Source organism: Deinococcus phoenicis (assembly GCF_000599865.1).
Classification (GTDB): domain Bacteria; phylum Deinococcota; class Deinococci; order Deinococcales; family Deinococcaceae; genus Deinococcus; species Deinococcus phoenicis.
Map to the genome: position 1 here is coordinate 50,294 of NZ_JHAC01000029.1, position 19,994 is coordinate 70,287.

Sequence of the window (19,994 nt, forward strand, 5' to 3'; positions counted from 1 at the left end):
CGTGTTCTCACGCCGCGTTTCCTCATCAGGTCCCGTTTGGCGGCCGAAGGGGGGCGGCCCGCTCGGGGGGCAGGCCGCGCAGGTCCACCGTGCCGGTCAGCGGCGCGTGGTCGCTCAGGCGCAGGGTGCGGTCCACCCGCAGGTCGCGCACCGGCACGCCCGCCGCGAGCAGGTAATCGATGCGCCAGCCCACGTCGTTCGCGTAGGCGTTCGCGCGGTTGCTCCACCAGGTGTACTCGGCGCGGTCCCCCAGGTGCGCGCGGTGCGTGTCCGTCAGGCCGGAGGCGAGGTGGGCCGTCATCCACGCCCGCTCGTGGGGCAGGAAGCCGCTGTTTTTCTGGTTGCCGCGCCAGTTTTTCAGGTCCACCTCCTGATGCGCCACGTTGTAGTCGCCGCCGATGACCAGCGGGAGGCCGTCGGCAAGGGTGGCGACGGTCCAGGCGTGGTAGTCCGCCAGCACGCGGTCCTTGAAGCCCTGCCGCTCCGGACCGCTGCTGCCGCTGGGCAGGTACACGCTGGCAAAGCGCACGCCCTGCACCACGGCGCTCAGCACCCGGCCCTCGCGGTCCATTTCGGTGTGGGCCATCCCTGTCCGCACGTCCGAGAGGGGGCGCAGACTCAGCACGGCCACGCCGCTGTAGCCCGCCTTCTGCGCCGGGAACCACGCGCCCGCGTAGCCCAGCGCCGCGAGGGCCTCGGGCATGGGATCGGCGCGGACCTCCTGAAGCAGCAGCACGTCGGGCCGCTCGCGCGCCGCCCAGCCCTCCAGGCCCTTGCGGAGGGCACTTCTCAGGCCGTTCACGTTCAGCGTCGTGACCTTCAGGGCGGTGGGGGAGGGGTCGGGCATCGGCGGGAGAATAGCGTGCTGGGCGGCCTCTCAAGGAACGCTGAGCCTGTTCGTGTGCCGGGTCCACCCGCCGTCCGTTACGCTGGTCTGACTATGGTCGAGATCAAGTTCCGTAACGAGAAAGACGGCGGCGAGTTTCAGATGACCCACCCCCGGGCGGCCCGCGTTCTGGCGGACGTGCGGGCCTGGGCCGACCGGAACGGCTTTGAGCACGTCACGTTCTGGCGCGACCCCGAAGACGACCACAAGCTCTGGGTGCAGCTCGGCGAGGACCGCCTGAACTACTGGATTCACGACAGCACCTTCACGGAAGGCAAGCACGAGACGGTCGAGATGCAGCTCGACTACGCGCGGGGAGCGCAGCGCCGCAGCGCCGCCGGCTACGACAAGTTCGACAAGTAGTCGCAGACCTGAAAAGCGCCGCAGGAGAGGGCAGAGGCATAGAGAGCCGGTTCAAAAAGCTCTCTGGCCCTCTGCCTGGCTGACCTCCACCCGGAGATGAAGGGTGTCCTGTACGGGAAAGCCGCTCCCCGCAGGGCCTAAACCGTCACTCGCGGCGAGGGCGCGTGCCGCGTCGGCTGTGATCGTCAGCGGAATACGGAGGTCATGGGTGTAGACGCTGGCGGGCGCAGCTGCACTTGCCCCGCTCAGGTCCTGCCCCAGCGCCCGCCACGTTTCCCGCAGGTGGCCGGGTCCGTGCGCCGCCACGACGAGTCGCCCGCCGGGCCGCAGCACACGCCGCGCTTCTATCAGGGCCGCTGCCGGACCAGGCAGATGCGCCAGCACGCGCACCAGCAGCACGGCGTCGAAGGAGGCGTCCGGGAAGGGGAGCGCGGCGGCTGTGGCCCGCAGGACACCCTGACCCGGCAAGGGGTCCACACCTACGCCGCGCCCGGAATGACCCCGCTTTCGCAGCAGCGCCAGGAATCTTCCGTCCCCCGCCCCTACGTCCAGCACATCGGCCCCGGGCGCGAGAGCCAGCGCCTCCAGCAACGGCCCGTAAGGCCAGTTCACCCCCGACAGGTCCGAGAGCAGGGCGTCACGGGTGTGGAGAGGCACGGCGGCCAGCCTGGCTTCTGGTGATCCTGTGCTGGCCCAGAGACAGGGTCTACCATCCCATTTAGCCCCGGCTTACCCTTCCATACGCAACCGTCCACGCAATCTTCATAACGCAGCAAAACTTACGTTTCGGCCCTGGAGGGCGCGACAGAGTTGACCTGTGTCCGCTCGCGGGCGGTTCCGAGAACGACAGCTGTTGCCGCCCCACGTTCCAGGCCCTTTTCTCTTGAAAGCAGGTGTTCCATGAAACTTTCGAACATCATGTACATCCTCGGTTTCGCGTCTATTGCCATGTCGGCAGCCAGCTTCGGCAGCGGTAAGGCCGACGACGGTCACGACGGCGAGGAAAAGCAGCGCAGCGGTCTTTTTGTGGGCTTCTGGCCCCCCACGTTCTTCATCCTGGGCAAGATCATCGAGGACCGCGAGAACAAGAACCAGAACATCCTCACGGGCGAGTAAACACCTCGTAAAAGAGAGGGGCGTGGATTTGATTCCACGCCCCTCTCTCTTTGAGTGCTGAAAGACCTGGGCAGGAAAGCCCCGCTCCGGCCTCACATCTCCATGCGTGTCTTCAGGAAGTTGGTCATCACGGCGCCCCGCTTGTAAAAGGGGTTGTCCATGATTTTCACGTACAGCGGGATGGTCGTTTTCGGCCCCTGGATCACGGTTTCTTCCAGCGCCCGCTTCATCCGGGCGATGGCGTCCTCGCGGGTGTCGTGGTGAACGATCAGCTTGCCGATCAGGCTGTCGTAGTGCGGCGGAATCACGTAGCCGGTGTAGGCGTGGCTGTCCACCCGCACGCCGGGGCCGCCTGCGAAATGCACGTCGTCGATCTTGCCGGCCGCCGGGCGGAAATCCTTGTCGGGGTCTTCGGCGTTGATGCGGCACTCGATGGCGTGGCCGCTGAGTTCCACGTCTTCCTGCTTCAGGCTCAGGCCCTCGCCCGCCGCGATCTGGAGTTGCAGCTTCACGAAATCCAGGCCGGAAATCATCTCGGAAACGCAGTGTTCCACCTGGATGCGGGTGTTCATCTCCATGAAGTAGTAGTTGCCGTCACGGTCCACGATGAATTCCAGCGTGCCCGCCCCGGCGTAGTTCACGTGCCGGGCCAGACGCACGCCCGCGTCCAGAATCTCCTGGCGCAGCGACTCGGGCAGGGTGCTGGGCGCCTCCTCGATCAGCTTCTGGTTGCGCCGCTGAATCGAGCAGTCGCGCTCCCCGATGTGGATCACGTGGCCCTGGCCGTCGCCCATCACCTGCACCTCGACGTGCCGGAACTCCTCCAGGAACTTCTCCATGATGATGGCGGGGTCGCCGAAGTACAGCCGCGCCTCCTCCTGCGCCTGCGCGAAGGCGGCCTTCAGTTCCTCCTGGGTGCGGACCACCTTCTGCCCGCGCCCGCCGCCGCCCGCCGACGCCTTGAGCAGCACCGGGTAGCCGATCTGCTTGGCGGCCAGCAACGCGGCGTCGGTGTCTTCCAGCACGCCGGTTCCGGGCACGACGGGCACCTTGCTGTTGGCCGCGATCTCGCGCCCGCCCGCCTTGGACCCCAGCGCCCGCATGGATTCCGGCGTCGGTCCGATAAACACGATGCCGTGTTCGCGGCACATCTCGGCAAAATCCGGGTTCTCGGCCATGAAGCCGTAGCCGGGGTGAATGGCCTCCGCGCCCGTCATCAGCGCCGCCGAGAGGATATTCGGGATATTCAGGTAAGAGGCGTTGGAGGCGGGCGGCCCCACGCAGACCGATTCGTCGGCCAGCAGCACCGGCAGGCTCTTTTCATCGGCGGTCGAGTACACCACGACCGTCTTCACGCCCATCTCGCGCGCGGTGCGAATCACGCGTAGGGCGATCTCGCCACGGTTGGCGATCAGGATTTTTTTAAACATGCTTGCCTCCGGCAAGGGTCTAACGGTCAAAGGTCTAACCGCCTAACCGAACAGCCAGTGCCGTTAGACCGTTCGACGGTTTGACCTGCTTCACTCGATGATGAACAGCGTCTGCCCGTACTCGACCGGTTCGGCGTTCTTCACCAGAATCTCGCGCACCGTGCCGCTGACCTCGGCCTCGATCTCGTTCATCAGCTTCATCGCCTCGATGATGCACAGCACCTGCCCGGCGCTGACCGTGTCGCCCACCTTCACGTAGGCGGGCGCGTCGGGGCTGCTGGCCGAGTAGAAGGTGCCGACGATCGGGGCCTTGACGGGGGTGCCCGCGCTGGCGCTTTTGGCGGGAGCAGCAGGCGTGGCCTCGGCGGCCGGGGCAGGCGTGGGGGCCTCAGTGGCAGCGGGGGCAGGGGCGGCCCCTTCGGTGCTGGTCGCCGGGGGCTGGAAGCTGGGCGCGGCCGGAGCCATGGGCGCGGCGGGCGCGCTGGGGGCAAAGGCCGGGCCACCCATGGCCTGCGGACCGCGCTTGAGGTCCAGGGCGAAGCTGCCGGTCTTCAGGCTGAACTCGCGCACGTCGGCGAGGCTCAGGGCATCGAGGATTTTCTTGAGATCGTCTGGGTTCATGGCGCCTCCTTAAGTCTTGAACTCTGCTGCGCCCATCATGACGCGGGGCGTGTGGGCGAGGCTGTCACTGGTCTCCGAACGGTCGTTAGGCTGCACCGAGTCTAACCAGAAAAGGGGACGCCGCCCCCGGCTGAATGGGAGCGGCGTCCGTCGGCTTCATTTACGCGCGGCTGAGGTACTGGCCGGTGCGGGTGTCCACCTTGACGCTGGTGTCCTGCTCGACGAAGAGGGGCACCTGCACGACCGCGCCCGTCTCCAGGGTGGCGGGCTTGGTGCCGCCCGAGACGGTGTCGCCGCGCACGCCGGGGTCGGTCTGCACGATCTTCAGAATCACTTGGTTGGGCAGGGTGATGCTGAGGGCCTTGTCGCCGTACATCGACACCTCGACCTCGGTGTTCTCCTTCATGAACTTGGCGGCGTCCCCGATCAGGCTGGGGGGCAGATGTACCTGATCGTAGGTCTCCATGTCCATGAACACGAAGTCGTTGCCGTCCTTGTAGAGGTACTGCATGGTCTTGCCCTCCACGTAGATGTCCTGGAGCTTTTCACCGCTGTTGAAGGTGCGGTCCACGATGCTGCCCGATTCCATGTTGCGGAACTTGGTGACGACCTTCGCGCCGCCGCGTCCCATCTTGAGGTGCGAGTACTCCAGGCACTCCCACAGGCCGCCGTCCATCTCCACCTTGGTGCCGTTCCGCAGTTCAGTCACGCTGATCATGTTCAGTTTCTCCTTGTTTCGCCGGGGCACGCGCTCCCCTGCCTTCCCCATCAAGCGGGGGGCGGGGGGACGCGCCGCGCGGCAACAGGCCCGATTCTAGCAGAGGCCCCCCTGCTCCCGGAACCCACACCCCCCGCCAGTTTTGCTACACTGCCAGGGTTGCTTGGCCCCCGCCCCCGCCCCCGGTGCAGACCGGACGCGGCGCGAGTGAGGCGGCCAAAGTGCCCCCCGGAGGAAACACGCACATGGAACTGAAGGCCACCCCCCGCAAGAGCCAGGAAAAGCTGGCAGCAGGCATGATCCCCGCCGTCGCCTACAACAAGGAAAACAACGTCTCCTTTGCCATCGAGCGCAAGGCCTTTGACCGCGCGTTCCGCCAGCAGGGCACGACCGGGCTGTTCGACATCACCATCGAGGGCGGCGAGACCTTCCCCGCGCTCGTCAAGACCGTGCAGATGGACAAGCGCCGCCGCGAGGCCATCCACGCCGACTTCTACATGGTTACCTACGGTGAACCCATCGAGGTCAGCGTGCCCGTCCACACCACCGGCAAGAGCCAGGGCGAGGTCATGGGCGGCCTGGTGGACACCGTTGTCCACAACCTTCAGGTCATCGCGCCCGGCCCGCGCCGCATCCCGCAGGAAATCACCGTGGACGTGACGCGCCTGAACATCGGTGACCACGTCACCGCCGGCCAGATCAAGCTCCCCGAAGGCGTGAAGCTCGCCGCCGACGCCGAACAGGTCGTCATCAGCGTGCTGCCGCCCCGCCTCAGCGCCGAGGAGCTGGAAGCCGAGACGCAGGCAGCCCAGGTCGCGGGTATGGTCGCCAGCGGCGAGATCTCCGAGGAAGCCGCCGAGGCCGTGCTGGAAGGCGGCGCGAGCATCGAGGAAGTCAAGGCCGACAGCGAAGGCAGCGAGGCCCAGCGCGAGACCGAAGAGGCCAGCCAGGAAGCCAACCAGGGCCAGTAAGCCTGGGGCGCGGGGCCGGGATTCCCAGAGCGGGATTCCGGCCCTTGCCTTTGAATGGGCCAGGAGGAAGGGCGTTCCCGGAACAGTGGGAACGCCCTTCCTCCTGTTGCCTGGGTTTACGCTCCCGGCGCGGGCGCGGCGGTGGGGGGGCTGGCTGGCGCGCTGGCCCCGGCTTCCCGCTGGACTGCTTCCCGCTGGGCTGGGCGCAGGGCGCGGCCCCGCTCGAACAGGGAGAAGGCGGCGGGCACGACGTAAAAGGTCATCAGGGCTGAGACGCTGATGCCACCCACGATCACGATGGACAGGCTCTTGCCGAACTCGCTGCCGCTGCCCCGGTTGAGCAGCAGCGGAATGCTGATGACCAGCACGGTCAGGGTGGTCATGACAATCGGGCGGAAGCGCAGGCGGCTGGCCTCCAGCAGGGCGTCGCGCAGCGGCAGTTCCTGCATCTTCTCCACCACGAATTCGAGGTAGATGATCGCGTTCTTGGCCGAGAGGCCGATCAGGAGCAGGAAGCCCAGGACGCCGAAGATGTCGAGCGTGCTGCCCGCCAGGAACATCATCCAGTAGGCTCCGGCGACCGCGAAGGGCACCGGCAGCAGCAGGTAGAGGGGATAGCGGAAGGAGTTGAACTGCGCGCCCATCACCAGGTACACCAGCAGCAGCGAGAGGGCAAAGGCCTGGAGGCCCAGCGACCCCACGCGGCTCCCCAGCGCAAAGGCGCTGTTGCGGTCCGCCTTGCCCACCGTCACGAGGTTGTCGATCACGCCCGCGCGGGTCAGGGCCGCCGTGAGCTGGTCCTGAAGCTGCGTGCCGGTGAGCTGGCTGGCGGGGTCGGGTTCGATGGACAGGTTCAGGCTGTACAGCCGGTTGGTGCGCTGCACGCTGGTGGGCGTACTCGCCTGCACGATGCTGCCGAGCTGGCCGACCGTCACGCTGCTTTGCAGGCTGGGGCTGTAGATCGGCAGCGACAGCAGCGACTGGTCGTCGCGCAGGTACTGCGGATCGAGTTCCACGCGGATGGGGGAGGTGACGCCGCCCATCTCGACGTTGCCGCCGCTGGAGCCGCTGCCGTAGGTGCCCAGCGCCTGCGCGACGGTGCTCGCCGTCAGGCCCGACTGGGCCAACAGGCCGGGATTGGGCACGAACTGGTTTTCCAGCGTGGTGTTGTCCAGGCTGCTGCTGGCGCTCAGCACTCCCGGCTGCTGCTCCAGCACGTTCACGGCGGTGGCGGCGCGCTGCTTGAGGAGGTCGTAGTTGCTGGCCACCAGCGTGAGGCTCTGGCTGTTGCCCTGCCCCCGGAACCCGCCGCCGCTGAAGATGTTGGCGCGCACGTCGGGAACGTCGCTGAACATGCCGCGCAGCGCCTGCTGGTAGGTGCCGGTCAGGGTAGCGGTGTCCTCGCGCTCGGTCTTGGGCTTCAGGGTGATGTTGAGGCTGGTGCCGTTCCCGGTCACGCTGGTCTGGACACTCTGCACCTCGGGCCGCCCCAGGAAATAGCCTTCCATCCGGCTGACGAGTTCGTTGCGCGTGTTCAGCGACAGGCCGCTGGGCAGGCGCAGCCCGGCCCGCAGCGTGCCGGAGTCGGTGGCGGGCGTGAAGGTGAAGTTCATGCGCGGCACGACCAGCAGCACGGTCGCCACCAGGAACGCGGCGGCGATCAGCAGGACCCCGGCGCTGGCATTCAGGGCGCTGTCCAGGCTGCGCACGTAGGCTTCCCGCACCCCCACCAGCAGCCGGTCGGTCAGGCCGTGCAGCGTCAGGGTAAGGGCCTCCAGCACGGCGAGCAGCACGCCCCAGAGGTAGCGGGCAACTCCCAGCAGGACCGGCAGCAGCAGGGCGGTCAGCAGCAGCAGGCGGTTTTCGGTGCGCGTCCACAGCACGGCCAGCAGGCCGGCGGCCAGCACCCAGAACCACCACGTCCGCACCGAGGCCAGACCCCAACGCATTGCCCCCGGCAGGCGGCCCAGCACGCGGGGCACGTCCCGCCAGGTTAGCGGCGCGGCGTCGGGCGTGTAGGCCATCCGGACGGTCAGGAACAGCAGCGCCTCCAGCCACGAGAGCAGCACGGCGGCGGCCAGCCCCAGCGCGAACTGCTTGACGTACTCGCCCACGATGCCGCCCATGAAGCTGACCGGAATCAGCACCGCGAGCAGCGACAGCGAGGCGGCGGCCACCGCGCTGAACACCTCGGACGCGCCGCGCAGCACGGCCTGAATCCGGTCGAAGCCCATCGCCCGGTACCGCTCCACGTTCTCGGCCACCACGATGGAGTCGTCCACCACGATACCGATGGCGACGATCAGCGCCAGCAGCGACACCTGATTGAAGGTAAAGCCCATTAGCTTGTAGAGGATTGGCGCGGCGGCCAGCGAGATCGGAATGGCCGCGATCACGGTGAGGGCCGTGTTGAGCCGCCCCAGGAACAGCAGCGTGACCACCGCGACCACCAGCGCCGTGACCCACAGCTCATGGGTGGTGGATTCGATGCTGGCGCGAATCGGCCCGGTCGTGTCGTTGCTGTAGGTGACGTTGTATCCGGCGGGCAGCCGGGTCTGTGAGATCAGCGCCTTCACGCCGTCCACGACCGCGACCGCGTTGCTGCCGGAGGTCTGCTGAATGCTGACCAGCACCACCGGCAGGCCGTTCACGCGGGTCACACCGGTCGCGGTGCTGCTGTCCTTCACGCTCGCCACGTCCGCGACCCGCACGCCCTTGGAGGCGTCCAGAATCACGTTGGCGATGTCGTTCAGGCTGGTGAGCCGGGCGTTGGTGGTGTAGGTGAGGCTGTTGCCCCCCCGCGTGACGGTGCCGATGGAGGAACGCACGTTGCTGCCGCTGATGGCGTTCGCCACGCTCTGCGGCGTCAGGCCGTAGGCGCTGAGGCGGTTGGGGTCGAGCAGCACCTCGACGCTGCGCTGCGAGCCGCCGCTGAGTTCCACGTCCGCCACGCCCTCGACGCGCTGGAGGGTGGGCACCAGTTGATTCTCGACGTAGTCGTACACGTCGGCCTGACTGGCCGTGCCACCCGAAACACCGAACTCCAGAATGGCCTGGGCATTGGGGTTGAAGGTGCGGACGCTGGGATTCCCCGCGCCCTCCGGCAGTTGCCGCGTCGCGCCCGACACCAGCGAGGCCACCTGGTTCGCGGCAGCGTTCTGATCGGTGCCGTCCTCCAGTTGCAGCGTCACGCGGCTGCTCCCGGTGTTGCTGGTGGAACTGATGCTGGTCACGTCGGGCACCTGCGCGACTGCGCTCTCGATGACCTGCGTGACCTCCTCGTCCACCGAGGTGGGGCTGGCCCCAGAGTAGGACGTGCTGATGGTGACCACCGGGATGTTCGTGCTGGGCAGCAGGTCCACCCCCAGCGAGCGCATGGACACGAACCCGAACACCACGACGCCCACGAAAATCCCGATGGCGAGCACGTAGCGCGCGACCGAGAAGCCCACCAGCGAGTTCACGCCGCCGAAGACCTTCTGACCGACCTGGCGAATCACGGCATTCCTCCGGGAGGCGGGCCACCTGCGCCGGGGCCGGCCGCGCTGCCCCGCTGCCGGCTGCTGCTGGCGGTGGTCACACTCGCGCCGTCCAGCAACCCGGTCGGCGGCTGGGTGATGACCTCGCTGCCCGCGTCGATGCCGCTGACCGCCGACTGCGTGCCCGCCTGCCCCAGCACGTTCACCTCCTGCTGCTGCGCCTGGCCGTTCTCGATGGTGAAGAGGTAGGTCTGGTCGTTGTCCGCCTGGAGCGCCGTACTGGGCACCAGCACGCCCGACGCCACCTTCGCGGAATACACCACCGACCCGACGGTGCCCAGCGCCGGGGGGCTGGCCTCGGTGAAGCGCGCGACGATAGGCACGCTGCCGCCCGTGGGGGCCGCCGCATTCTGCGCCACCTTGAGGGGATACTTCTGCTGCCCTACCACGAACGTCAGCGCCGCGCCGACCGGCAGAGTTCCGGCCTCCGTGGCGGGCACGTTGACGGCCACCTGCCGCTGGCTGCTGACCAGGGTAAAGGCGGGACTGTTGGCGGTGAGGTACTGGCCCTCACTGACGTTCAGACCCGTGACCTGCCCGGCAAAGGGCGCGGTGACGCGGACCGCATCTGCCGCCGCCTGCGCCTGATTCAGCGCGATCTGGGCGCGCTGCACGGCGAGTCGGGCCTCGGCCAGCCCCTCCGTCTGGGCGCGCGTGTTCTCTGCGAGGTTCGCCTGGGCGGTGGTGAGGGTGGTGCGGGCCGCCTGCACCTGGGCGTTCTGGTTGTTGAGTTCCGTCCGCGACGTCGCACCGATGGCCGCGAGCTTCTGGAGGGCCGCGAGACTCTGCTGGGCATTCGCCAGCGTGGTCTGCGCCGCGCTGACCTGCTGCTGAAGCTGGGCGCGCTGGCTCTGCACGCTGTTCGTCTGGCTGCGGAGCTGCACCTGTGCCGTTTCCAGCGCGTTGCGCGCACTCTCCACACTGGTATTCAGGTCGCTGTTGCTGAGCGCCAGCACGGTTTGTCCCGCGCTGACGCTGCTGCCCACGTCGGCGGCGATGCGGCTCACCGTGCCCGACGTGCGCGCCGAGACGGTGGTTTCCTGCGCCGCCGCGACCGTGCCAGTCAGGCGGCGCTCGGTGCGGAGGGTGCCTTGTTGGACGGTCGTGGCCTGGACCGGGGTGGTGACCCCGCTTCCGCCGCTCGTCTGTCCCGCACCGCCCGCACTGCTGCGTCCGCTGCGTGTTCCTGCTCCGGCGGCACCGCTTGCAGCGCCGGTCCGGCTGCCGGCCGCCGACCCCGTGCCCGCCTGTCCACCCGCCGCCTGCCCAGTTGCGGCCTGTCCACTGGCAGTCCGGCCCTGGGTGCCCCGGCCACTGCCTGCCTGTCCACTGCTGCCCTGTCCCGCACCGCCTGCCGCCGATCCACTGTTGCCAAACCCGGCACCGCCGAAGCCTCCTCCAGCCGTGGCTGCGCTGCTCGCGTCGTCCTGCCCCAGCCGGTAGCCGACGTAGCCGACGCCGCCCAGCAGCAGCGGCACCAGCAGCCAACCCCAGGGAAAGGCGCGGCGCTTTTTGTTCGGCGTAGGGGCAGGCGGGCTTTCCTGAGTTCCAACGGGCCTCGTCACCTGATCCATAGGGCCATGGAACCACCATTTCACGAAGGAATATCGAAGGAGTTTCGCCCGTTCCCACGCCTTCTGCCCCGGCAAATGCCCGGCTGCGCCGCACTCCGGCTTTCCGTTTCGTCTTCGCAGAATCTTCACACTGCCGGGAGCGTGGCCCATGCTCGCCGCTACCCTGGGACATGAATCCCGAACTGTTCTACCTGCCCCAGGGCGGTCCCATTCCCAACAACCCCCAGCCCGCTCGCCTCTTCCGCGCCGCGCTGAAGGGGCAGACGCCCACGCAGATAGAGGCCCACCTGGCGGAACGTGGCTGGACGAACAGTTGGCGCAACGGCGTCTACCCCTTCCACCACTACCACTCCACCGCCCATGAAGTCCTGGTGATCGTGCGGGGACAGGCTCGCCTCACCCTGGGCGGCGAGGGCGGAGAGCAGGTGCAGGTGGGGGAGGGGGACGTGCTGGTGCTTCCCGCCGGAACGGGGCATAAAAATGATGGCAGCAGCCCCGACCTGCTGGTCGTCGGGGCTTACGCTGGGGGGAGGGAATGGGACCTGTGCCGGCCGGAGGAGACGGACGTGGCGGCGGCGCGGGAGAGGATTGCGCGGGTGCCGGGGTGGGGGGAGGAGCCGGTATGAACAGTATCGACCCCACCGATTTCTGGCAGTGGGCCTACTCGGACTTTCTGTCTAATGCCTTGCGCGGCGTTCTGGCGGAGTACATCGTGGCGCAGGCCGTGGGTTGTACACATAGACCCCGTACCGAGTGGGACGCCTACGACCTGAAGACAGATGCGGGCCTGAAAATCGAGGTGAAGTCCGCTGCCTCCCTGCAAACTTGGCCGCAAAGGCAACCCAGCCTGATTCGCTTCGACATCGACCTGAAGCGGGGTTGGGATGCTGAAACCAATGTGTACGCAGCAGAAGCGACACGCGCCGCTGACGTGTACGTGTTCTGCGTGTTCACAGCGCAGGATAGAGCCACAGCAAACCCCCTAAACCTGGAGCAATGGTTTTTTCTGATCTGCCCGACGGAATTGCTGAATCAACGGTTTCCCACGCAGAAATCCGTGTCGCTCTCCTCGCTGGAGGCGCTTGGATTGGCGCGGGTGGACGTTAAGGAGCTTGGCATGGCGCTTGCACACCTGACAGTCAGTCTCTCCCCAGCCTGACCTGCAAAGGTGAGTCATTGTTCGGCCGAAACTCCGCCCTCCTGAGCCAGCACCCGCTCGATCCGCCGGTCGGGAATCAACCACATCAGCGCGACGGCGGTCAGCAGCAGCCCAGACACGATGACGCCCGTATGTCCGAAAAAGGGTGCGACAATCGCAACCAGGTAGCCCACAATCGACACGTTGCCCTTCAGGTCACGGCCCGTCGCATCCGCAAGCAGGTGGTTGCTCACGGCGGCGCGGATGATGGTGCGGACCAGAATGGTGTAGGCCACCGCGCACATCAGCGCCACGAAGCCGTAACAGGTCATCGGCACGGCTGCGAAGTGGCTCTCGCCCGCCCAGCCGGTCACGAACGGAAACAGGGACAGCCAGAACAGCAGGTGCAGATTGGCCCACAGGATGCCTCCGCTGACGCGGTGCACTGTTAGCATCAGGTGATGGTGGTTGTTCCAGTAAATCCCGACGTACAGGAAGCTGATGACATAGCTGAGCAGCACCGGCCAGATTCTCGCCAGCTCTCGCCACTCGTGGCCTTCCGGCGTTCTCAGCTCCAGCACCATGATCGTGATGATAATGGCGAGCACACCGTCCGAGAAGGCTTCCATACGGGACTTGTTCATCGTGGATGCGGCCTCCGGGCGGTTACTGGGGCGCGGATTCGCCGCCGAGGAACGCTTCCACCTCGATGGTCACGCCCGTGCCCGACTGAAAATAGAAGGTGAGCCGCCCGTGGTTCTCGCTGGGGGCCGGGGGATTGAAGCCGCCTTCCGTGAGGCGGGCGTGCAGGTCGCGCACCTGCTGGGGGGTGTCTTGCAGAAAGCCGATGTGAAAGGTCTGCGGGTACGTCACGTCCTTGCCCCGGAACATGGACAGCAGAAAGCCGCTCTCGTCGCGCAAAAACGCCATGTGCGCGTTGCAGGGCATCTCGGAGCGCGAGAGGCCGAAATACGTTTCGAGCAGCGCGACCGTCGCCGGAACGTCGGTGACACTGAGGTTGATGTGGTTGAGCCGCATACGGTTCAGTCTACGTGGCTGCGCCCGCTCCAAAAAAGAAGGCGGCCAGCCCGCAAGCCGACCGCCGAGGCAGGGGGCGTGCGCCTTACGCCGCCCCCACCTTCTGAGCAATGATCCCCTCGATGTACTTCACGACGCTTTGCAGCGGCACCCGGCTCAGCACGTCTTCCAGGAAGGCCGTCACCAGCATCTTCTCGGCCAGTTCCTTATGTATGCCGCGCGAGCGCAGGAAGAACAGCGCCTCCTGGTTGACCGGGCCGGTGGTCGAGCCGTGCGAGCAGCGCACGTCGTTCGCGTTGATCTCCAGCTGCGGCACAGAGTAGTTCTGCGCCTCGCTGGAGAGCATCAGCGTGCGGTGCTTCTGGTAGGCATCCGTCTTCTGCGCGCCCAGGTCCACCTTGATCATGCCGGAAAAGACACCCACGCTCTGGTCGGCGTTGACACCCTTGTACAGCAGGTCGCTGTGCGCGTGCGGCGCGGCGTGGTGCTGGAGCGTGTAGTGGTCGAAGTGCTGGTCCTCGTTGGCGAAGTACAGCGCGAGCATCTCCGAGTCGCTGCCCTGGCCGCGCAGGTAGCTCTGCATCTCGGTGCGGCTGAGCGTCCCGCCCATCGTGACCACCAGACTGTTCAGCGTCGCGTCACGGCCCACGTCGCCGCGCTGGCGCTGAATGTGCGTGACGCCCTTGCCCCAGTTCTGGATGGAGACGTACCGCAGGCGCGCGCCGTCCTTGATGACCAGTTCCACCGCGCCGATGGCATAGGTGCCCGGCAGGTCTTCGCTGTCCTGCTCGTCGATGAAGGTGACCTGCGCGTTTTCCTCGGCCACCACCAGCGTGCGGGTCGCCGTGTAGGTACCCGCCTCGCTCATCACGCGGAAGCTACCCAGGGGCAACTCGACTTCCACGCCGCGCGGCACGTACACGAAGGCCCCGTTGGTCCACAGGGCCGCCGCCAGCGCGGAGAACTTGCCTTCGGAGGGATCGGGGGACTTGCTGGGCGTGGTGCCGGGCGCGGCGATGGTGGTGTCGTCGGGCACTTCCGCTGGCACCACGCTGTAGAGGTACTGCTGCACCTTGTCCGCGTGCTGCTCCACCGCCGTCTTGAGGTCGGTGAAGATCACGCCCTTCTCGCGCAGTTCAGTGGGCAGCTCGGTCGCGTACACCACATCCGGGCCGTCCAGCACGAGGTAAGCGCCCACGTCGGTGCTCGTCAGGCGCTTCTGCACACTTGCGGGCAGCGCGGAAATGTCGGTCACACGCTCGCGCTTGCCGTGGGGGCGCAACTCGCTGAAGTCCACGTCCACGCGGGTGTACTTCCAGGCCTCGACGCCCTCGGTGGGGACTTCGAGGGTGTTGAACAGGTCCAGCGACTCGCGGCGCTTGTTGCGGAGCCAGTCGGGGCCGCCGACCTGGGCGATGAGTTCTTCAGTAAAAGGTTGGGTCATAGTGTCTCCAGAAGCGCACGGACGCCACTTGTTCAGGCGTCCGCGCCGCACGTGGCCTTTAGCCGACGCTGCCTTCCATCTCCAGTTCGATCAAACGGTTCAGCTCCACCGCGTACTCCAGCGGCAGTTCCTTGGCGATCGGCTCGATGAAGCCGCGCACGATCAATCCCGCCGCCTCGTCCTCACTGAGGCCGCGCGACTGGAGGTAGAGGATCTGCTCGTCGTTGATCTTGGAAACCGTCGCCTCGTGGCCCACAGAAGCGTCCTTTTCCTCGATCTCGATGTAGGGGTAGGTGTCGGTGCGGGCTTCCTCGTCCAGCAGCAGGGCGTCACACTCGACGTTGGTCTTGGAGCCGCGCGCGCCCTCGTAGATCTTGACCAGGCCGCGGTAGGAGCTGCGCCCGCTGTCCTTGGAGATGGACTTGGAGACGATGGTGCCGCTGGTGTAGGGCGCGAAGTGGACGATCTTCGCCCCGGCGTCCTGGTGCTGGCCGCGGCCGGCCATGGCGATGCTCAGCACCTCGCCGCGCGCGCCCTCCTCCAGCAGGTAGCAGGCGGGGTACTTCATGGTGACCTTGCTGCCCAGGTTGCCGTCCACCCACTCCATCACGCCGTTGCCGTACACGGCGGCGCGCTGGGTCACCAGGTTGTAGACGTTGTGGCTCCAGTTCTGGATGGTGGAGTAGCGGAAGCGCGCGCCCTCCTTCACCACGATCTCGATCACGCCCGAGTGGAAGGAATCCGAGTTGTACGCCGGAGCGGTGCAGCCCTCGATGTAGTGGGCCTGGGCGCCCTCGTCCACGATGATGAGGGTGCGCTCGAACTGGCCGCTGCTCTCCGCGTTGATGCGGAAGTACGTCTGCAAGGGAATGTCCACCTTCACGCCCTTGGGCACGTACACGAAGGACCCGCCCGACCACACGGCGGAGTTGATCGCCGCGAACTTGTTGTCCTCGGGCGGGATGATGGTGGCGAAGTGCTCGCGGAAGAGGTCGGGGTACTGCCTCAGGCCGTCCTCGATGCTCAGGAAGACCACGCCCAGCTTTTCCCACTCCTCCTTGAGGTTGTGGTACACCATCTCGGACTCGTACTGCGCGCCCACGCCCGCCAGCGCGGCCCGCTCGGCCTCGGGGATGCCCAGGCGCTCGAAGGTCTTTTTCACGTCGTCGGGCACGTCGTCCCAGGAGCGGGCGTTCATGCCTTCGGGCTTGATGTAGTAGTAGATCTCGTCGAGGTCGAGGCCGCTGAGGTCCGCGCCCCAGGTGGGCATCGGCTTGCTGTAGAAGATGTCCAGCGCCTTGAGGCGGAAGTCGAGCATCCACTGCGGCTCGTCCTTCGCCTTCGAGATCATCTCGACGACTTCACGGCTCAGGCCCTTGGGGGCCTTGACGGCGTAGCGCTCGGGGTTGCTCCAGCCGTACTCGTAGGAGGTGTTGATTTCCGAGACTTCAGGATTGATGGTCATGTTCAGACTCCTTGAGGCTCAGGCGCCCGCGACCGCGAGCTGCTTGACCCAGTCGTAGCCCTCGGTGTCGAGCTTTTTGGCGAGTTCGGGGCCGCCCGACTGCACCACGCGGCCGTCCACGATGATGTGGACCTTATCCGGCACGATGTAGTCCAGCAGGCGCTGGTAGTGGGTGATGATCAGGCCGCCGAGATTCGGGCCGCGCATGGAGTTCACGCCACGGGCGACGATCTTCAGCGCGTCCACGTCCAGGCCGCTGTCCGTCTCGTCCATGATGATGTAGTTGGGGTCCAGCATCAGCATCTGGAGAATCTCGTTGCGCTTCTTCTCGCCGCCGCTAAAGCCCTCGTTCAGATACCGCTCGACGATGCTCTCGTCCCATTCCAGCGTCTTCAGGGCGCTCTGGAGCTTGCCGTAGAACTCGGTAAACGACACCTCCTCGCCCTCCGCCTTGCGGGCCTGCATCGCCAGACGCAGGAAGTTGGCGATGGTCACGCCGGGAATCTCGACCGGGTACTGGAAGGCCAGGAACACCCCCAGGCGGGCGCGCTCGTCGGGTTCCATCTCCAGGATGTTTACACCGTCCACCAGCACCTCGCCTTCCGTCACGGTGTACTCGGGGTCGCCCACGATCACCTTGGCGAGGGTGCTTTTGCCGTTGCCGTTCGGTCCCATGACGGCGTGCAGTTCGCCGCGCGGCACGGTCAGGTTGATCCCTTTGAGAATCGGCTGGTCGCCGACGCTGGCGTGGAGGTTGCGAATCTCGAGCTGGTGGGGCTGGTTGGTCATAGAGGCTCCTTTGGGCGGGTCCTGCATCGGGAATCTCTCTTCTTGAGAATGATTCCTACTTACTGGGCCATTGTACCCGTCCGGGCGGGCTAAAGTCGAGTGGTTTACTGCGGATTGAACGGCAGTGCTGGACGCGGGAAAAGAGGGGCGGGTCTGTCTGCCGCGCCCCCCACGCATGAGTGCCCGCCCGCTCTTTTTCACGCTTGCCACCTGCGCGCGTGCTACCCGTGAAGACGATGAACCTCCTGGCTCTGATTCAGGCTGCCGGACCCCTGCTGTGGGTGCTGCTGGCGCTGTCCGTGTACGTCGTCTACACCGCCGCCGTGCGCGCGCAGGCCCTGGCGCGGCTGGGACGTGACCCCTCGGCGCTGATCGAGCGGACGCGGGCCGTGACCGCCGAGAGTGGCCCCGCCGCCGCCCTGGCCGAGGTGGACCGCGCCGCCGACCCCACGCCCGCCGCCCACGTGCTGCGCGCGGGCCTGGGCCGGGCCGACCGGGGTGTGGACGCCGCCCAGGCCGCCATGAACGCCGCCGTGCTGGCCGAGGACGCCCGGCTGTACGCGGGCCTCTCGGCGCTGGGCACCGCCGCCCAGATCGCGCCGCTGCTGGGGCTGCTGGGCACCGTGATCGGCATGGTGCGCTCGTTCCTGGTGTTCAGCTCCACCACCGCGCCCACGCCCGCCCAGCTCGCCACCGGCATCAGCGAGGCGCTGATCAACACGGCGGGGGGGTTGATCGTGGCGATCATCGCCTACGTGGCCCGCAACGCCCTGCGCGCGAAGGCCGACCGCATCGCCACCCAGGCCGAGCGCGTGCGGGAGGAACTGCCCGCCTGGCTCGCGCCGCGTGGGCTGACGCCGGCCAGCGCCCGGCCCGTGCCCGAGGTCGCCCTGAACTTCGACCCCGTCCCGGCCGGCGGAGCCTCGCGGTGAGACGACTGCCGATGAAGCTGAAAAGGCCGACCGGGGGGAGCAGGAACAGCCCCGGATTCCGCACAGGGATGGAAACCGCATGAGGCGGCGCTTCCGCGAGGGCGGCGACGCCGTGACCTTTGATTTCGCGCCGATGGTGGACATCGTGCTGCTGCTGCTGATCTTCTTCTTCCTGACCAGCAGCCTGGGGGCGCGGCAGAATGCGTTGCCCCTCGACCTGCCGCGCGCGAGTACCACCGTGCAGGAAACGCCCGCGCTGCCCATCGTGAGCGTGGATCAGGCCGGAAAGCTGTTTCTGAACGGCAAGGAAACCACCCTGACCAAACTGGGTGGGCAGCTCAAGCCGCTGCTGACGGCGTCGGGCGGCGTGGTGGGCCTGCGGGCCGACGAGCGCGGCAACTACGGGACGGTCGTGCGCGTGATGGACGAGATCAAGAAGGCGGGCGGCGAACGCCTGGCCCTGGGCACCCGCACGGCCCAGGGCGGCGGAAAGTGACGCAGAGGTGACGACGCTGCCCCCTCCGCCACCCCCGCCGCTGCCCAGCCGGGAACGTCAGGAGCGCCTGCGGGCCGCCGGGGTGACCTTTCTGCTGCACGGGGCGCTGCTGCTGGGCCTGCTGGCCGCGCGGCCCGACCTGCGTCCACCGGCGCTGACCGCGGCCCCCGATCTGAAACGCGCGCCGCTGGAGGTCGTGACGCTCGCCCCACCCCCCGAGGCGACGCCGACCTCGCCCCTGACCCCGCCGGTGCGTGAGCGGGTAACGCCGCAGAACCCCGCGACCCCAGCCCGCACGCCGCCCAGGGCGGCACCGAAGCCGGTGGCACCGAAGCCGGCGGCCCCGGCGCCGCCCACACCCACCCCCACGCCACAACCGGCGCAGCCGACCCCCCAGGCTCCGGTGCGGCAGGCCGCGCCTCCGGCCCCGACACCGGCGGCCCAGCCTGCGCCTTCCGTCGCCCAGACGCCGGCCCCGGCCCAGGCCAGCACACCCGACCCCTCCAGGGTGGCGAGCGCCGCGCCGCTGCGGCCCCTGCCCCAGACCTCCGAGCAGGTGAAGGTCGAGTCCGTCGAGCCGGAAGGCGCCGCCCCGTTTCCGGTGCCCCAGGCCCCAGCGGCCCAGGCTCCGGCGGCCACGCCTCCCCCACGCGAGGAGAACCCTGTGCCCGAGTCGCCCACGGCCGCCGCTCCGGTGGGTGCGGGCACCCCGGCTCCCGAACCTCAGGCGCAGGCCGGCGACACGCCCGCCGATCCCGTGGCCGCTGCCCCCGCCGCGCCTGCCCCCGACCCCGAACCCGTGACGGCCCTTCCGCGCCGCGAGGACGCCGCGCCCAGCAGCACGGAGGCCACCGCTTCCCCGGCCCGGGGAGAGGCCACGGCCACCGAGGAACCGGCCCCCGCCCGGGGAGCCGCGCCCGCCGCTGCCTCCGGGGAGGCCGAGGCCCCGGTGGCCCGCATTCCGGCCCGTCCTCAGAGCGCTCCGCAGGGTAGCGCGCCTGAAGCCCCCACCGCCTCACGCGGCACCCTGGCTCCTGGCAGCCCCGAGGCCGTCTCGGGCCGGGAGGGGACGGTGGCCCGCACGCCCCAGGCCACCGCACCGGACGCGCCCACGCCCTCGCACAGCACGGCTCCGGCCACCACGCCCGCCGCCGAGGCTCCCGCGCCCACCCGCACGCCGGCCCCGGTCGCCCCGGAGGCCACGGCCCCCACCCGGACTCCGGCCCCGGTCGCCACCACGCCCGACCCTGCACCCGCGCCCACCCCCACACGGGGCGTGGCGGGGCAGGGCACGTCCGCCGCACCCGAGGCCGAGACGGCCCGGCCTGCCGCGCGACCCGGAACCTCTGCCGCAACAGGGGAGGGAACGGCCAGCCCCACGCCCCGCGCCGGAACGGCTCCCGGTGACGCCAGCCCCGGCCCGCAGGCCGAAGCGCCCTCGCGCGGCACGGCGGGCAGTGGCGGGGGGGCGCCC

General features: G+C 68.0%; 19 protein-coding genes and 1 pseudogene. 8 read left to right on the plus strand and 12 right to left on the minus strand.

Annotated features, from left to right (window positions below; translation table 11 throughout):
• Positions 1 to 25: 25 nt before the first annotated feature.
• Entirely contained in the window at positions 26 to 847 is an 822-nt protein-coding gene (locus tag DEIPH_RS09445) for an exodeoxyribonuclease III (protein ID WP_034357288.1), read from the minus strand.
• Positions 848 to 940: 93 nt separating this feature from the next.
• Here DEIPH_RS09445 and DEIPH_RS09450 point away from each other — a divergent pair, with 93 nt between their 5' ends.
• A complete protein-coding gene (locus tag DEIPH_RS09450) occupies positions 941 to 1,249 on the plus strand; it encodes a hypothetical protein (RefSeq protein WP_034357290.1) in 309 nt (102 codons plus the stop codon).
• 51 nt (positions 1,250 to 1,300) lie between these two features.
• Here the strand turns inward: DEIPH_RS09450 and DEIPH_RS09455 are convergent, their stop codons facing one another.
• The gene (locus DEIPH_RS09455; RefSeq protein ID WP_034357291.1) at positions 1,301 to 1,906 is read right to left on the minus strand and encodes a class I SAM-dependent methyltransferase; all 606 of its coding nucleotides are present in this window, start codon (positions 1,904 to 1,906) and stop codon (positions 1,301 to 1,303) included.
• A 243-nt stretch (positions 1,907 to 2,149) separates the two neighbouring features.
• On the opposite strand from DEIPH_RS09455, the gene DEIPH_RS09460 reads away from it, so the two are divergent.
• Positions 2,150 to 2,365, plus strand: coding sequence for a hypothetical protein (locus DEIPH_RS09460; protein ID WP_034357292.1), 216 nt, complete (start codon positions 2,150 to 2,152; stop codon positions 2,363 to 2,365).
• Between the two features lie 92 nt (positions 2,366 to 2,457).
• On the opposite strand, the gene accC is transcribed toward DEIPH_RS09460, so the two are convergent.
• The 3 genes from accC to efp all read right to left on the minus strand — a co-directional run bounded on the left by accC (position 2,458) and on the right by efp (position 5,134).
• Positions 2,458 to 3,795, minus strand: coding sequence for an acetyl-CoA carboxylase biotin carboxylase subunit (accC, locus tag DEIPH_RS09465; RefSeq protein ID WP_034357293.1), 1,338 nt, complete (start codon positions 3,793 to 3,795; stop codon positions 2,458 to 2,460).
• 90 nt (positions 3,796 to 3,885) lie between these two features.
• Positions 3,886 to 4,416: an acetyl-CoA carboxylase biotin carboxyl carrier protein gene (gene accB, locus DEIPH_RS09470; protein ID WP_034357296.1), complete on the minus strand. Its 531-nt coding sequence runs from the start codon at positions 4,414 to 4,416 to the stop codon at positions 3,886 to 3,888.
• 160 nt (positions 4,417 to 4,576) lie between these two features.
• Positions 4,577 to 5,134 carry an elongation factor P gene (efp, locus tag DEIPH_RS09475; RefSeq protein ID WP_034357335.1) on the minus strand — a complete coding sequence of 186 codons (558 nt, stop codon included), beginning with the start codon at positions 5,132 to 5,134 and terminating at the stop codon, positions 4,577 to 4,579.
• A gap of 245 nt (positions 5,135 to 5,379) precedes the next feature.
• Between efp and DEIPH_RS09480 the strand changes: the two genes are divergently transcribed.
• Positions 5,380 to 6,105 carry a 50S ribosomal protein L25/general stress protein Ctc gene (locus DEIPH_RS09480; RefSeq protein ID WP_034357298.1) on the plus strand — a complete coding sequence of 242 codons (726 nt, stop codon included), beginning with the start codon at positions 5,380 to 5,382 and terminating at the stop codon, positions 6,103 to 6,105.
• A gap of 116 nt (positions 6,106 to 6,221) precedes the next feature.
• Here DEIPH_RS09480 and DEIPH_RS09485 read toward each other — a convergent pair whose 3' ends face one another.
• Together DEIPH_RS09485 and DEIPH_RS09490 are read right to left on the minus strand one after the other, a co-directional pair.
• Positions 6,222 to 9,605, minus strand: coding sequence for an efflux RND transporter permease subunit (locus DEIPH_RS09485; protein WP_034357302.1), 3,384 nt, complete (start codon positions 9,603 to 9,605; stop codon positions 6,222 to 6,224).
• On the minus strand, positions 9,602 to 11,209 hold the full coding sequence (locus tag DEIPH_RS09490) for an efflux RND transporter periplasmic adaptor subunit (RefSeq protein WP_235183212.1): 1,608 nt from the start codon (positions 11,207 to 11,209) through the stop codon (positions 9,602 to 9,604). Before DEIPH_RS09490 ends, DEIPH_RS09485 begins: the two co-directional genes overlap by 4 nt.
• A 179-nt stretch (positions 11,210 to 11,388) precedes the next feature.
• On the opposite strand from DEIPH_RS09490, the gene DEIPH_RS09495 reads away from it, so the two are divergent.
• Together DEIPH_RS09495 and DEIPH_RS09500 are read left to right on the plus strand one after the other, a co-directional pair.
• Positions 11,389 to 11,844: a cupin domain-containing protein gene (locus DEIPH_RS09495; RefSeq protein WP_034357304.1), complete on the plus strand. Its 456-nt coding sequence runs from the start codon at positions 11,389 to 11,391 to the stop codon at positions 11,842 to 11,844.
• Positions 11,841 to 12,377 carry a hypothetical protein gene (locus tag DEIPH_RS09500; RefSeq protein WP_051517282.1) on the plus strand — a complete coding sequence of 179 codons (537 nt, stop codon included), beginning with the start codon at positions 11,841 to 11,843 and terminating at the stop codon, positions 12,375 to 12,377. The genes DEIPH_RS09495 and DEIPH_RS09500 overlap by 4 nt, the downstream gene beginning before the upstream one ends.
• Positions 12,378 to 12,391: 14 nt before the next feature.
• Here the strand turns inward: DEIPH_RS09500 and DEIPH_RS09505 are convergent, their stop codons facing one another.
• The 5 genes from DEIPH_RS09505 to sufC all read right to left on the minus strand — a co-directional run bounded on the left by DEIPH_RS09505 (position 12,392) and on the right by sufC (position 17,092).
• Entirely contained in the window at positions 12,392 to 13,000 is a 609-nt protein-coding gene (locus DEIPH_RS09505; RefSeq protein ID WP_034357307.1) for a TMEM175 family protein, read from the minus strand.
• Positions 13,001 to 13,022: 22 nt separating this feature from the next.
• Entirely contained in the window at positions 13,023 to 13,394 is a 372-nt protein-coding gene (locus DEIPH_RS09510) for a VOC family protein (RefSeq protein WP_034357309.1), read from the minus strand.
• Between the two features lie 85 nt (positions 13,395 to 13,479).
• Complete coding sequence (gene sufD, locus DEIPH_RS09515; protein WP_034357311.1) at positions 13,480 to 14,838, minus strand: Fe-S cluster assembly protein SufD; 1,359 nt, start codon at positions 14,836 to 14,838, stop codon at positions 13,480 to 13,482.
• Between the two features lie 58 nt (positions 14,839 to 14,896).
• A complete protein-coding gene (sufB, locus tag DEIPH_RS09520) occupies positions 14,897 to 16,303 on the minus strand; it encodes a Fe-S cluster assembly protein SufB (RefSeq protein WP_034357314.1) in 1,407 nt (468 codons plus the stop codon).
• 18 nt (positions 16,304 to 16,321) lie between these two features.
• Positions 16,322 to 17,092 (minus strand): Fe-S cluster assembly ATPase SufC, encoded by a 771-nt coding sequence (gene sufC / locus DEIPH_RS09525; RefSeq protein WP_034357316.1) that lies wholly within the window; start codon positions 17,090 to 17,092, stop codon positions 16,322 to 16,324.
• A gap of 236 nt (positions 17,093 to 17,328) precedes the next feature.
• Between sufC and DEIPH_RS09530 the strand changes: the two genes are divergently transcribed.
• The 3 genes and pseudogenes from DEIPH_RS09530 to DEIPH_RS20180 form a co-directional block, all read left to right on the plus strand.
• Positions 17,329 to 18,024, plus strand: a complete 696-nt coding sequence (locus tag DEIPH_RS09530; RefSeq protein ID WP_034357318.1) for a MotA/TolQ/ExbB proton channel family protein — start codon at positions 17,329 to 17,331, stop codon at positions 18,022 to 18,024.
• A gap of 79 nt (positions 18,025 to 18,103) precedes the next feature.
• Positions 18,104 to 18,520, plus strand: a complete 417-nt coding sequence (locus DEIPH_RS09535; RefSeq protein WP_034357320.1) for an ExbD/TolR family protein — start codon at positions 18,104 to 18,106, stop codon at positions 18,518 to 18,520.
• Positions 18,521 to 18,527: 7 nt separating this feature from the next.
• Positions 18,528 to 19,994 (plus strand): annotated as a pseudogene (locus tag DEIPH_RS20180) (hypothetical protein); the annotation flags it as partial.

Coding starts and splice junctions, on each gene's coding strand:
- DEIPH_RS09445 (WP_034357288.1), bottom strand. CDS start 847: ATGCCCGACCCCTCCCCCACCGCCCTGAAGGTCACGACGCTGAACGTG.
- DEIPH_RS09450 (WP_034357290.1), top strand. CDS start 941: ATGGTCGAGATCAAGTTCCGTAACGAGAAAGACGGCGGCGAGTTTCAG.
- DEIPH_RS09460 (WP_034357292.1), top strand. CDS start 2,150: ATGAAACTTTCGAACATCATGTACATCCTCGGTTTCGCGTCTATTGCC.
- accC (WP_034357293.1), bottom strand. CDS start 3,795: ATGTTTAAAAAAATCCTGATCGCCAACCGTGGCGAGATCGCCCTACGC.
- accB (WP_034357296.1), bottom strand. CDS start 4,416: ATGAACCCAGACGATCTCAAGAAAATCCTCGATGCCCTGAGCCTCGCC.
- efp (WP_034357335.1), bottom strand. CDS start 5,134: ATGATCAGCGTGACTGAACTGCGGAACGGCACCAAGGTGGAGATGGAC.
- DEIPH_RS09480 (WP_034357298.1), top strand. CDS start 5,380: ATGGAACTGAAGGCCACCCCCCGCAAGAGCCAGGAAAAGCTGGCAGCA.
- DEIPH_RS09495 (WP_034357304.1), top strand. CDS start 11,389: ATGAATCCCGAACTGTTCTACCTGCCCCAGGGCGGTCCCATTCCCAAC.
- DEIPH_RS09500 (WP_051517282.1), top strand. CDS start 11,841: ATGAACAGTATCGACCCCACCGATTTCTGGCAGTGGGCCTACTCGGAC.
- DEIPH_RS09505 (WP_034357307.1), bottom strand. CDS start 13,000: ATGAACAAGTCCCGTATGGAAGCCTTCTCGGACGGTGTGCTCGCCATT.
- DEIPH_RS09510 (WP_034357309.1), bottom strand. CDS start 13,394: ATGCGGCTCAACCACATCAACCTCAGTGTCACCGACGTTCCGGCGACG.
- sufD (WP_034357311.1), bottom strand. CDS start 14,838: ATGACCCAACCTTTTACTGAAGAACTCATCGCCCAGGTCGGCGGCCCC.
- sufB (WP_034357314.1), bottom strand. CDS start 16,303: ATGACCATCAATCCTGAAGTCTCGGAAATCAACACCTCCTACGAGTAC.
- sufC (WP_034357316.1), bottom strand. CDS start 17,092: ATGACCAACCAGCCCCACCAGCTCGAGATTCGCAACCTCCACGCCAGC.
- DEIPH_RS09530 (WP_034357318.1), top strand. CDS start 17,329: ATGAACCTCCTGGCTCTGATTCAGGCTGCCGGACCCCTGCTGTGGGTG.
- DEIPH_RS09535 (WP_034357320.1), top strand. CDS start 18,104: ATGAGGCGGCGCTTCCGCGAGGGCGGCGACGCCGTGACCTTTGATTTC.